Source organism: Rhodococcus sp. F64268 (genome assembly GCF_023015605.1).
Lineage (GTDB): Bacteria > Actinomycetota > Actinomycetes > Mycobacteriales > Mycobacteriaceae > Rhodococcus.
Map to the genome: position 1 here is coordinate 677,365 of NZ_JALKAI010000002.1, position 13,185 is coordinate 690,549.

Annotated in this window: 9 protein-coding genes; 4 read left to right on the forward strand and 5 right to left on the reverse strand. The window is 64.8% G+C overall.

Annotated features, from left to right (window positions below):
- Positions 1-93 precede the first annotated feature (93 nt).
- A complete protein-coding gene (locus MWU77_RS07520; RefSeq protein ID WP_374229835.1) occupies positions 94-1,440 on the forward strand; it encodes a cytochrome P450 in 1,347 nt (448 codons plus the stop codon).
- A gap of 21 nt (positions 1,441-1,461) precedes the next feature.
- Complete coding sequence (locus MWU77_RS07525; protein WP_247273333.1) at positions 1,462-3,570, forward strand: thiamine pyrophosphate-dependent enzyme; 2,109 nt, start codon at positions 1,462-1,464, stop codon at positions 3,568-3,570.
- A gap of 108 nt (positions 3,571-3,678) precedes the next feature.
- On the opposite strand, the gene MWU77_RS07530 is transcribed toward MWU77_RS07525, so the two are convergent.
- The 3 genes from MWU77_RS07530 to MWU77_RS07540 form a co-directional block, all read right to left on the reverse strand.
- Positions 3,679-5,916 carry an NADP-dependent isocitrate dehydrogenase gene (locus tag MWU77_RS07530; protein ID WP_247273334.1) on the reverse strand — a complete coding sequence of 746 codons (2,238 nt, stop codon included), beginning with the start codon at positions 5,914-5,916 and terminating at the stop codon, positions 3,679-3,681.
- 160 nt (positions 5,917-6,076) lie between these two features.
- Positions 6,077-6,802, reverse strand: coding sequence for an HNH endonuclease family protein (locus MWU77_RS07535; RefSeq protein WP_308198775.1), 726 nt, complete (start codon positions 6,800-6,802; stop codon positions 6,077-6,079).
- 3 nt (positions 6,803-6,805) lie between these two features.
- On the reverse strand, positions 6,806-7,828 hold the full coding sequence (locus MWU77_RS07540) for a beta-ketoacyl-ACP synthase III (protein ID WP_169687256.1): 1,023 nt from the start codon (positions 7,826-7,828) through the stop codon (positions 6,806-6,808).
- 153 nt (positions 7,829-7,981) lie between these two features.
- On the opposite strand from MWU77_RS07540, the gene MWU77_RS07545 reads away from it, so the two are divergent.
- Positions 7,982-8,590, forward strand: a complete 609-nt coding sequence (locus MWU77_RS07545) for a bifunctional 2-polyprenyl-6-hydroxyphenol methylase/3-demethylubiquinol 3-O-methyltransferase UbiG (protein WP_169687257.1) — start codon at positions 7,982-7,984, stop codon at positions 8,588-8,590.
- A gap of 95 nt (positions 8,591-8,685) precedes the next feature.
- Positions 8,686-10,521, forward strand: a complete 1,836-nt coding sequence (locus MWU77_RS07550; RefSeq protein WP_169687258.1) for an acyl-CoA dehydrogenase — start codon at positions 8,686-8,688, stop codon at positions 10,519-10,521.
- Between the two features lie 84 nt (positions 10,522-10,605).
- Here MWU77_RS07550 and MWU77_RS07555 read toward each other — a convergent pair whose 3' ends face one another.
- The gene (locus MWU77_RS07555; RefSeq protein ID WP_169687259.1) at positions 10,606-11,721 is read right to left on the reverse strand and encodes an NDMA-dependent alcohol dehydrogenase; all 1,116 of its coding nucleotides are present in this window, start codon (positions 11,719-11,721) and stop codon (positions 10,606-10,608) included.
- Positions 11,718-13,151, reverse strand: coding sequence for an aldehyde dehydrogenase family protein (locus tag MWU77_RS07560; RefSeq protein WP_247273335.1), 1,434 nt, complete (start codon positions 13,149-13,151; stop codon positions 11,718-11,720). Before MWU77_RS07560 ends, MWU77_RS07555 begins: the two co-directional genes overlap by 4 nt.
- Between the last annotated feature and the right edge of the window lie 34 nt (positions 13,152-13,185).

A 13,185-nucleotide genomic window follows, 5' to 3' on the forward strand; every position in this document is an offset into this window, starting at 1 on the left:
CTCCGATGGCGAGCAAATGCCCTCAGGTAGATGTGATTCGAGTTACAGTTATCTGACAACATGCTATGTCAGATGCCAACCGTGGAGTCGACCGTGACCAAGACGCTTGCCCCCGCACCTCCCGGCCTCACGCCCGTCCCCGGCGACAAAGGACTGCCGTACATCGGGTACGCCCTCGACTACATGCGCAACCCGCTGAAGGCGTACGACAAGCGCTACCGCGAGCACGGGCCCGTGTCGTGGTTCCACTTCGCAGGCAACCCGTGGGTCGTGCTCCTCGGGCCCGACGCGTGCGGCGCCGCTCTCCAGAACCGCGACCGCGCGCTCGTCAACGGTGCCGGATGGCGCGTGCTCATCGGACCATTCTTCGACCGGGGTCTGATGCTGCTCGACGGCGACGAACACACCGCGCACCGACGGATCATGTCGCAGGCCTTCACTCGCGACCGCATCGCCCGGTACACCGAGGCGATGCACCCGGCAATCGAGAAGACACTCGACACCTGGACACCCCGAGAGGACTTCCGCGCCTATCCCGCCATCAAAGAACTCACTCTCGGCCTCGCCACGTCGATCTTCATGGGCGGCGCCGAAGGCTCGTCGGCCCGCGAGATGGACGAGGTCAACAAGGCATTCATCGGGTGTGTCCAGGCATCGACGGCCATCGTGCGTTATGCGCTGCCCGGCAGCCGGTGGCGGCGAGGGGTCCAGGGCCGCGCACGACTCGAAGAGTTCTTCCGACGCTACCTGCCCGCGCGGCGCACAGATGCGGGCGACGATCTGTTCTCGGTGCTGTGCCACGTCGAATCCGAAGACGGAGAACGGTTCTCGGACGACGACGTCGTCAACCACATGATCTTTCTGATGATGGCGGCGCACGACACGTCGACGATCACCTTGTCGACCGCACTGCAATATCTCGGTCAGTTCCCGCAGTGGCAGCAGGCGTGCCGCGACGAGTCGGAAGCCCTCGGCACGAGGACCCCGACATTCGAGCAACTCGACCAGCTCACCACGCTCGATCTCGTCATCAAGGAATGTCAGCGTCTCGTCACCCCCGTGCCCGGCATCGTGCGCCGCGCGGTCGCCGACACCGAGATCCTCGGACATTTCATTCCGAAGGGCACGCTGATGAACGTCGGCCTGCACTACAGCCACCACATGCCCGACCTGTGGCCCGATCCCGAACACTTCGACCCGGGACGGTTCTCCCCGGAGCGCCGCGAGGATCGCGTACACAAGTACGCGTGGTCGCCGTTCGGCGGGGGCGCCCACCGCTGCCTCGGCATGCATTTCTCCGGAGCCGAGATCAAAACGGTGCTGCATCACCTGTTGTTGCGCTACCGATGGCATGTGCCCGCCGATTACGTCGCGCCGATGAACTTCACGTCGTTGCCCTTTCCTAACGACGGTCAACCGATCGACCTCCGAGCGCGCTGAGGTCGGCGTAGAACATAAGGCATGACGGCAGAGCCGCTCGACGACCATTTCCTCACGGCGCTCCGGGCTCTCCCGACGAGGGCTCCCGATCGCAGGGTCGACGACGCGCTGGTGCTCGACTGTTTCGACGCGCAACTGCAGTCGCGGCACCTCGACTTCGCGGCACGCGAGATGCAGCGGCGCGGTGCGGGTTTCTACACGATCGGTTCCGCGGGGCACGAATCGAATGCCGCGCTCGGCCTGCTCACCCGCCTCACCGATCCCGCTCTGCTGCACTACCGTTCGGGCGGATTCTATGCTGCGCGCGCGTCGCGTAAAGACGGCACGACGCCGATCCGCGACGTGCTCGCGGGGTGCGCCGCATCCACTCTCGATCCGATCTCCGCGGGACGGCACAAGGTGTTCGGCAATCCCTCGCTGAGCATCCTGCCGCAGACCTCGACGATCGCGTCGCATCTGCCGCGTTCCCTCGGCCTCGCGCTGGCACTGGGACGCGTGCAGAAACTCGGCCTCGGCTGCCCCTGGCCGACGGACTCGGTGGTGGTGTGCAGTTTCGGCGACGCGTCGGCGAACCACTCGACGGCGACGGGGGCAGTCAATGCCGCCGCGTACTGCACGTATCGCGGCCTGCCGGTGCCGCTGCTGCTGGTGTGCGAGGACAACGGCCTCGGAATCAGCGTGCGCAGCCCCGACGGATGGATCGAGCGAGCGCTCTCGCGGTATCCGGGCATCGAGTACCGCGCGGTCGACGGCGCCGACGCGGTCTCCACACTCGTCACCGTCGGCGAACTCGTCGAGCAGGTCCGCGCGACACGCTCCCCCGCGATCCTGCACCTGAAAACGGTGCGGTTCCTCGGCCATGCCGGATCGGACGTCGAAAGCGCCTACCGCAGTCGCGACGAGATCGTCGCCGACTACGCACGCGACCCGCTACTCGCGACCGCCGCCGAACTCATCGCCCGGGATCTCTTCACCTCCGACGAGATCGTAGAACGCTACGAATCGGTGCGCGCCGAGGTTGCCGAGGTCGCCGACACACTGCACCATCCCCCGCGCCTCGAATCCGCAGCACAGGTGATGCGGCCGCTGCACATCCACGGGCGGGGGCACACGGTCGACGACCCGCACCCGCTGCCACCGGAACCGCTCACGCTCGCACAGTCCGTCAATCGCACTCTCGGACACATCCTCGAGGAACACCCGCAGGCATGCGTGTTCGGTGAGGATGTGGGTACCAAGGGCGGTGTGTACGGGGTGACACGCGGTATGCAGGAGCATTTCGGTGCGGTCCGGGTGTTCGACACATTGCTCGACGAACAGACGATCCTGGGCACCGCACTCGGGTTCGCGGTGGCCGGGATGCTCCCGATCCCCGAAATCCAGTATCTCGCCTATCTACACAATGCAGAGGATCAGCTACGCGGCGAGGCAGCAACCCTGAAATTCTTCTCCGACAGCTGTTTCGGAAATCCGATGGTGGTGCGTATCGCCGGTCTGCCGTATCAGCGCGGATTCGGCGGCCACTTCCACAACGACAATTCCGTCGCGGCGCTGCGCGACATTCCGGGCCTGGTTCTCGCGGTTCCGTCCGATCCCGCGACGGCGGGCGGGCTGCTGCGCGCCTGTATCTCCTTGGCTCGCACAGAAGATCGCGTGTGCGTGTTCGTCGAACCGATTGCGCTCTACCATCAGCGCGACCTGTACGACGAGAACGACGGACTGTGGCAGCAGTTCCCCGACCCCGCACCGATCGCGCCGGGCACGGTGCGGACCTACGGTGATGGCCGGGTCGTCCTGGTGGTGACATTCGGCAACGGTGTGCGGATGAGCCTGCGCGCCGCACGCCGCACGCCGCGGATCTGCGTGACGGTACTCGATCTTCAGTGGCTTGCGCCGCTGCCTCTGACAGCGCTCACCGAGCACGCGATGCGGTTCCCGCGAGTCCTGGTCGTCGACGAGACGCGTCGCAGTGGATCGGTCTCGGAATCGGTGATCGCGGCGCTCATCGACGCGCGCTATCCCGGAAAGATCACCCGCGTCACGAGCCGCGACAGTTTCGTGCCGCTGGGTCCGGCGGCTACACATGTGCTGCTGTCGGAGGACGAGATCGTCGACGCGCTTCTCGATTGATCGCGGCCCGGCTCGGGAGGCAACCGGTAGCGGCCCTGAACGAAAGACACCCATCGCGGACTGCGAAAGGTCCGCAATGGGTGTCACAGTTCGTTCTGCCGGAGGAGATCAGACCTGCACGGACGCCAGCGCGTCGTTGAGGGTCTTGCTCGGCCGCATCACAGAGTCTGCCTTCTCACGGTCGAGCTGGTAGTAACCACCGATGTCGACCGGGGAACCCTGTACCTCGAGGAGCTCGCGCACGATGGTGTCCTCGTTCTCGGCCAAGGTCCGGGCGAGCGGAGCGAAGCGCTCCGCGAGCTCCTTGTCCTCGGTCTGCGCAGCGAGTTCCTGTGCCCAGTACAGCGCGAGGTAGTACTGGCTGCCCCGGTTGTCGAGCTCGCCGGTCTTGCGGGACGGGTTCTTGTTCTCGTCCAGCAGCTTGCCGGTCGCGGCGTCGAGTGCGTCCGCCAGGATCTTGGCGTGCTCGTTGTCGTTCTTGATGCCGAGGTCTTCGAGGCTGACAGCAAGCGCCAGGAACTCACCGAGCGAATCCCAACGCAGGTGATTCTCCTCGACGAGCTGCTTGACGTGCTTGGGAGCCGAGCCGCCCGCGCCTGTCTCGTACATACCGCCGCCTGCCATCAGCGGGACTACGGACAGCATCTTCGCGCTGGTGCCGAGTTCCAGGATCGGGAACAGATCGGTGAGGTAGTCGCGCAGGATGTTGCCGGTCGCGGCGATGGTGTCCAGCCCGCGGATCACCCGTTCCAGCGTGTACCGCATCGAGCGCACCTGCGACATGATCTGGATGTCGAGGCCCTCGGTGTCGTGGTCCTTCAGGTACAGCTCGACCTTCTTGATCAGCTCGTTCTCGTGCGGGCGGTACGGGTCGAGCCAGAACAGCACCGGCATGCCGGAGTTGCGTGCACGAGTGACCGCGAGCTTGACCCAGTCGCGGATCGGCGCGTCCTTGACGGTGCACATGCGCCAGATGTCGCCTGCCTCGACGTGCTGGGTGAGGAGCACCTCGCCGGTGTCGGCGTCCACGAAGTTGGCCTCGCCCTCCTCCGGGACCTCGAAGGTCTTGTCGTGCGAGCCGTACTCCTCGGCCTTCTGCGCCATGAGCCCGACGTTGGGGACGGTACCCATCGTGGTGGGGTCGAACGCACCGTTGGTCTTGCAGAAGTTGATGATCTCCTGGTAGATGCGCGCGAAGGTGGACTCCGGCATCACTGCCTTTGCGTCCTTCGGCCGGCCGTCGGCACCGTACATCTTGCCGCCCATACGGATCATCGCAGGCATCGAAGCATCGACGATGACATCGCTGGGCGAATGGAAGTTCGAGATGCCGTTGGCCGAGTCGACCATCGCCAACTCGGGACGGTGCTCGTGGCACTCGTGCAGGTCCTTGATGATCTCTTCACGCTGAGTGCTCGGCAGCGTCTCGATCTTGTCGTAGAGGTCGACGAGGCCGTTGTTGACGTTGACGCCCAGTTCGTCGAACAGTGCCTGGTGCTTGGCGAAGGCTTCCTTGTAGAAGACCTTCACTGCGTGACCGAAGACGATGGGGTGCGAGACCTTCATCATCGTTGCCTTGACGTGCAGGGAGAACATCACGCCGGTCTTGCGTGCATCCTCCATCTGCGCCTCGTAGAACTCGAGCAGAGCCTTCTTGCTCATGAACATGCTGTCCATGATGTCGCCCTCGCCGAGGCTCACCTCGGGCTTGAGAACGATGGTCTCGCCACCCTTGGTCACCAGCTCCATGCGGACCTTGCGTGCCTTGTCCAGCGTCATGGACTTCTCACCGTGGTAGAAGTCTCCGTGCTGCATGTGCGCGACGTGGCTGCGCGACGCCATCGACCACTCACCCATGCTGTGCGGGTGCTTGCGGGCGTATTCCTTCACCGCGCGGGGTGCACGCCGGTCGGAGTTGCCTTCACGCAGGACCGGGTTGACGGCGCTGCCGAGGATCTTGCCGTAGCGCTCGCGGATGTCGCGCTCTTCGTCGGTCTTGGGGTCTTCCGGGAAGTCCGGAATCGCGTATCCCTTGCCCTGCAGTTCCTTGATCGCGGCGAGGAGCTGCGGCACGGAGGCGCTGATGTTGGGCAGTTTGATGATGTTGGTTTCGGGCAGCTGCGTCAGACGTCCCAGCTCTGCAAGGGTGTCCGGAACGCGCTGCTCCTCGGTGAGGCGGTCGGGGAACGCGGCCAGGATCCGCGCCGACACCGAAATGTCGCTCGACTCGACCTCGATGCCCGCGGCACCGGCGAAGGTGCGCACGATGGGCAGGAAGGCGTGCGTCGCGAGTAGCGGCGCCTCGTCTGTCAACGTGTAGATGATCTTCGGTTTATCGGCGCTCATGGCGGTTCTCCCACGTCGTATCGGTCCGATTCCGAACAGCACCGGGTGTGGCCACCGGAATCGCGTCGCGTCTCAGGTTACGTGCGACACAACGATGATATTCAAGAGCCGTTGACGTGGTTCAGGGCCGTCTGCGCTCCCCCCCTTGCCGGCGACCGATTCAGCAGGCCGAAAGGACCCTCGACATCGCCTCGTGCTCGGCGGGCGTGACCCACAGCTTGTAGACGCTCTTGACCTCGATCTGCTGCGCCACGTAGTCGCAGTGGTAGCCCGCATTGGGCGGGAGCCACTGTGCGGCGTCGGCGTCGCCCTTCGACTGGTTGGTCGGGCCGTCGACCGCGATCAGATTGCGGGGATCGTTGGCGAGATTGCGACGTTGCTGCTCATCGAGCTGCTGCGCGCCCGTCTTCCACGCGTTCGACAGCGCAACGACGTGATCGATCTGGACCTGCGACGAGGTGTCGCTACCGCGCCGGAAGAAGATCTCGTTGCCGGTGTACGGGTCGTGGAGTGTGCCCGTGCGCACGGTGCAGTCCTTGGTGGCAGGCTCGAGGGAGATGTGCACGAGGTCGCGTTTGAGGATGTCGTTGCGCGTGTCGCAGCCGTTCTTGCCGAACTCGACGGTGACGCTGTCGGTCCACGCGGAGCCGAACGCTTCCCGTTCGTAGCCGGACTGCGAGGCTGCATCACGCACCGGAAGCGCGGCGAGCGCCTGCAGCGCGGAGGAAGCACTGTAGGTCGAGGATGGACCTGGGCCACCCGGCGAGGTGACAGCCCCCGACGAGTCGGAGTCGTACGGTTCGAGAAGAACCATCGCCACGGAGACCACGACGAAACACAGCAACCAGAGCCACCGAGGGATCGATGGCTTCTTCTTACCCGCCATGGACTACTGGGCCAGTGGCGGCATCTTGACGACCTGGCCCGCGAAGGACAGACCTGCGCCGAAGGCGAGCAGCAGCGCGGTGGCGCCCGGCTCGACCTGCCCGGTGCGCAGCATCTTCTCCATGGCGAGCGGGATGGAGGCCGCCGAGGTGTTGCCGGTCTCGATGATGTCGTCGGCGACGGCCACACTGTCGGGCAGTTCGAGCTGACGGACGATGACGTCGTTGATCCGCAGGTTCGCCTGGTGCGGCACGAAGGCGTCGAGATCTGCGAGCGCGACACCTGCCTTGTCGGCGACCTGACGCACGTACTTGCTCATCTCGAAGGCGGCCCAGCGGAACACCGCGGTGCCCTCCATGATGATCCACGGACGCGGCTGGGTGGGGTTCTGTGCGAAGTCGACCCAGTCGGGTTCCTGCCGAATCGCGTTGCCCTGGGATCCGTCGGATCCCCACACGGTGGGGCCGATGCCCACTTCGTCGGACGCGCCGACGACCACGGCGCCCGCACCGTCACCGAAGATGAATCGTACGGAGCGGTCGGTGGGGTTGGTGGCGTCGCTCATCCGCTCGACGCCGACGACGAGCACGTTCGTCGCCGATCCCGCGCGGACCAGGTCGGATGCGACACCCAACGCGTAGCAGAAGCCTGCACAGCCTGCCTGGATATCGAGCGCCGCGGCGCCGTTCGTGCCGATCTTGTCGGCGACGAGCGCAGCGGCCTGCGGAGTCTGGAAACCGTAGGTGGAGCACGCGACGATCACGGTATCGATCTGCGCACCGGTCAGCTTCGCGGCCTCTAGAGCCTTCTCTGCGGCGGAGACCGACATCTCGACGATCGTTTCCTCGGGGTGCGCCTTCGCGAATCGACGCTCCTTGATGCCGGAGCGCGACTGGATCCACTCGTCGCTCGAATCGATCAGCCGGCAGATCTCCTCGTTCGTGACGACACGCTCCGGGCGGTGGACACCCAGCCCGAGCAGCACACTGTTCCGCAACGGCGCTGGAGCGGCGATCTGTGCACCCATCCCGAAAACTCCTCTACATCGTCGTGGCGCTGCTGCCCTAGCATCGCCGTCGGGACACGGTATCGCGGGTCGAGAAAACCGTCCGCGACACCCCCGGTTGGAACTCGTTCCAGTACAAGCGGGCCGAGGTCGCGGACGACTACCTTTCCCCTCATGGATGCACGTGAGTGGGATGAGAAGTATCAGGCTGCCGAACTGGTATGGGGGGCACCGCCGAACCCCGTCGTCGTCGAGTTCGCCACCGCTCTTCCGCATGGTCGCGCGCTCGACCTGGGGTGCGGCGAGGGCAGGCACTCCCTCTGGCTCGCGACGCGCGGCTGGGAAGTACTGGGTACGGATTTCTCCGAGGTGGCCCTCGACAAGGCACGGCAGGTCGCGACGCAGGCGCCGAAACGGTCGCGTGACCGCTTGCGGTACACAAAGTCGGATGTGACGCAGGGCTCATTCGAGGGCCCCTATGATCTGATCCTCGCCGCATTCCTGCACTTCCCTCCGGCGCAGCGCAGAACACTGATCGACAATGCGATCAATTCACTCGAACATGACGGAATCCTCATATTTCTGGGACATGACAGGACGAATATCGACGAGGGAGTCGGCGGGCCTCAGGACAGTGAAATCCTTTACACCCCAGCCGATATCGTCGAAGAAATCGACGGCAGGCTGGAAATCCGGGTAGCAGAACGGAGATTCCGAGAAACAGTTTCCGGAACTGCCATCGACGCACTCGTGGTTGCCCGTAAAATCGGCCTTGGCAGTTAGTTGCCTGGCGAGTAACATAGAGATGTTACCGACGAGTAATAAACTTGGGCGGTACTAGGCAGACACCGGACCGCACTGGGAGACAGAGCACAGACATGGGCCATTACAAGAGCAACCTCCGCGACCTCGAATTCAACCTCTTCGAGTTCCTGAAGATTCAGAAGGTCCTCGAAGCCGGCAAGTTCGGCGACCTCGACGAAGAGACCGCACGCGGCATCCTCACCGAGGTCAAAGCCCTCGCCGAGGGCCCGGCCGCCGAAGGTTTCGCCGACGCCGACCGCACCCCCCCGACCTTCGATCCCGACACCCACTCGGTATCCCTCCCCGAGCCGTTCAAGAAGGCCTTCCGCGCCTGGTGGGACGCCGGATACTGGTCCATGGGCATCCCCGAGGAAATCGGCGGCACCGAGTCGCCGCGCAGCCTCCTGTGGGCGGTCAACGAGATGATGCTAGGTGCGCAGCCCGCCGCCTTCATGTATGCGGCAGGCCCGGCATTCGCCGGCGTGCTCTTCGACAACGGCACCGACGAGCAGAAGAAGTGGGCGACCACCTGCGTCGAACGCGGCTGGGGCGCCACAATGGTCCTCACCGAACCCGACGCCGGCTCCGATGTGGGAGCGGGCCGCACCAAGGCCATCAAGCAGGACGACGGCTCCTGGCACATCGAGGGCGTCAAGCGGTTCATCACCTCGGCCGACTCCGACGACCTGTTCGAGAACATCTTCCACCTCGTGCTCGCGCGCCCCGAGGGCGCCGGACCGGGCACCAAGGGCCTGTCCCTGTTCTTCGTCCCGAAGACCCACTTCGACTTCGAGAAGAACGAGATGGGCGAACGCAACGGCGTGTTCGTCACCAACGTCGAACACAAGATGGGTCTCAAGGCCTCCGCGACCTGCGAGGTCACCTTCGGCGGCCACGGTGTTCCCGCCCAGGGCTGGCTCGTCGGCGAGGTCCACAACGGCATCGCGCAGATGTTCGACGTCATCGAACACGCCCGCATGATGGTGGGCACCAAGGCCATCGCGACGCTGTCGACCGGCTACCTCAACGCGCTCGACTACGCCAAGGAACGCATCCAGGGCGCCGACCTGACCCAGATGTCCGACAAGACCGCGCCGCGCGTGTCGATCATGCACCACCCGGATGTCCGCCGGTCGCTCGCCATGCAGAAGGCCTACTCGGAAGGCCTGCGCGCCGTGTACCTCTACACCGCCGCACATCAGGACGACGTCGTCGCCGAGCAGGTCTCGGGCGCCGATGCCGCGCTCGCACACCGCATCAACGACCTGCTCCTGCCGGTCGTCAAGGGCTGCGGCTCCGAGCGGGCCTACCAGTACCTCACTGATTCGCTCCAGACCTTCGGTGGTTCGGGCTTCCTGCAGGACTACCCGATCGAGCAGTACATCCGCGACGCGAAGATCGACTCCCTGTACGAGGGCACCACCGCGATCCAGGCGCAGGACTTCTTCTTCCGCAAGATCGCCCGCGACCGCGGCGTCGCTCTCGCACACGTGGCAGGGCAGGTCAAGAAGTTCCTCGATTCCGACACCGCCGACCAGCGCCTCAAGCCGGAGCGCGCGCTGCTGGCCACGGCACTCGAAGATGCACAGTCGATGGTCGCGACCCTCACCCAGTTCCTCATGGGCGCGCAGGAGCAGCCCACCGAGCTGTACAAGGTCGGTCTCGGCTCGGTCCGCTTCCTCGAGTCGTTCGGCGACCTGCTCATCGGCTGGCTGCTCCTCGAGCACGCCGAGGTCGCGCTCACCGCTCTCGACGCAGGACCGGACGCGAAGGACAAGGCGTTCTACGAGGGCAAGGTCGCAGCAGCATCGTTCTTCGCGAAGAACGTGCTGCCCACCCTGACCACGTCGCGAGGCATCATCACCGACGTCGACCTCGACATCATGGAGCTCGACGAAGCCGCGTTCTGATGACCGCGTAGATCGACACGACAGCACAGAACACGACAGTGGCTCCCGCCGAAATCGGCGGGAGCCACTGTCGTCGTAGCGCGGTCAGAACAGGACGACCCCGCGCAGGTTCCGCCCCTCGTGCATGTCGGTGAAGCCCTGAGCGATGTCGTCGAACTTGTATGTGGACGTGATCAGCTCGTCGAGCTTCAATGCACCCGAGGTGTACAGGTCGATCAACCACGGGATATCGGCGGTCGGCGCAGATGCGCCGAACAACGAACCTTGCAACCGCTTCTGATACAGCACCAATTCCATGGGGCTGATGGGGATTCCGACGTCGGTCATCGATCCCAGTCCGGTGACCACGCAGGTGCCGGCCTTGCGAATCGACGAGAACGCTTCCGCGATGTGTTCCCCTGTCGTGACGCCCACCGTGACGATCGCCGCGTCGGCGCCCTGCCCGTTCGTGAACGACCGTGCGATCTCGGTTGCCTCCGCCATGCCCGAGACAGCGTGCGTGGCACCGAACTTCAGGGCACTCTCGCGCTTGAACGGCACGGGATCCACAGCGATGATCCTGGCAGCGCCCGCATGTGCTGCGCCCTGGACCGCGTTGATACCGATCCCGCCGATACCCTGCACGATGATCGTCTGTCCGGGATACACCTCAGCGGAATTGACGGCAGCTCCCCAGCCCGTGCCCACGCCACACCCGAGTAGACACAGCTTGTCGAGCGGTAGATCCTTCTCGACCTTTATCACCGAATCGACACTGACAGTGGTGTATTCACTGAAGGTGGACAGCCCGCACGTCTGCGCGACGGGCGCGCCGTCGAGACTCATGCGGAAACTTGTCGGATCGTCCGGCCGGGTTCCGGTCATGATCGCGGCGCCGCGATCGCACAGATTCTGCAAGCCCTTCGCACACCACCGGCACCGCCCGCACGCGGCAAGGAAGGAGAACACCACATGGTCGCCCTCACTCCAGCCGTACGTCTCGGGCCCGACCTGCACGACGATGCCCGCGCCCTCGTGCCCACCGCAGATCGGGTAGCTACCCACAGCATGATCGCCGGAGGAGATGTGGTCGTCGGAATGACACAACCCGGCCGCGACCATCTGGACCATCAGCTCACCGCGCCGCGGTTCGTCCAGATCGAGTTCGGCGATCTCGTAGGTACCGGGCGCTTGCCGGATGATCGCTCCGCGAGTTCTCATTCCGCCGTCACCTGCGCAGACATTGCCGCGCGGTACCCGTCGGCGTGCGGGGGAAGCATTCCCCACTCACGACGAGGATCCTGCTCCGATGCCACGAACACCGTTCGGGCATGACTGAACTCGAGGAAGCCCTCGCGGCCGTTGTAATGCCCGATGCCGGATGCCCCGACACCACCGAAGGGCGCATCGAGCAGCCCCGGATGCATCATCACTTCGTTGATCGTGACGCCACCGGACGTGGTGGATTCGACGACGACGCGCTGTTCCCGCTCGTCCTGCCCGAAGTAGTACAAGGCCAAAGGCTTCGGCCCGGCATTGATCTGCCCGAGCACCTGCTCGAGGTCGCTGTAGGTCCGGACCACCATGGCGGGACCGAAGATCTCCTCCTGTGAGATCGCTGCCGACAGCGGTGGATCGATCACCAGTCGCAGTGGACGGCGACGATCGGCGGTACCGATCGGTTCATCGGGAACCGTCTCGATGCGCGCACCCAGCTTCGTTGCCTCGCGGACATACTCGTCGATGCGCGCGACATGCCGATCGTCGACGATTGCCGTCACGTCACGATTACCCGTGGCCGTGGGCAGCAACTCGCCGTACGACGCACGAATCGCGTCGACGAATGCTTCGAGAGACTCGACCGGTACGTACACGGTGTCGGCGCTGACACAGATCTGGCCGCCGTTGGTGGCCTTACCGATCGCGATGCGAAACGCTGCCGTTGCGAGATCGGCGGAGCGGCCGACGATCACCGGTGACTTACCGCCGAGTTCCAAGGTGACCGGCACCAGGTTGCGGGCGGCGTTCTCGAGCACCGATCGACCTGCAGCCTGGCCACCCGTGAAGACGATGTGGTCGAACGGCAGAGCTGTGAGCGCCTGCGCGGTCTCCACACCACCGGTGACGACGGCGATATCGGTGGGATCGAGGAACTCCTCGGCTGCGTCGGCCAATACCTGCGCGGTGCGCGGTGCGATCTCGGAAGGCTTCAGCACCGCCCGGTTCCCCGCCGCGAGCACTCCGGCGAGGGGGCTCATGAGCGTGTAGACCGGGGCGTTCCAGGTCCCGATGATCAGCACGGAGCCCTTCGGCTGGTACTGCACCGACGCGGTGGCACCGAGCTGATCGTACGGGGCGAACATTGCACGCGGCTCGGGCTGCATCCACTGTTCGAGGTGGTCGCGGGCGTACTTCAGGGCCGTCAGCGATCCGAGTACGTCGTTGACGGTCGAGTAGCCCGGGTGCCGGCCGCCGAAGTCTTCGTCGATCGCGTCGACGATCGCGTCGTGCCGAGCTACGAGCATGTCGATCACTCGCTGGATCCGTGCACGACGCTCGTCGGCAGAACTCACCCGTTGCGCCCGGTTCTTCTGCTGCTGATTCCCGAGCAACTCGCTCGTGTCGGAATCCGTACTGATCACATTGGTCATTGCAGGGATGCTATGAGCTCTGTCACAGCACCCA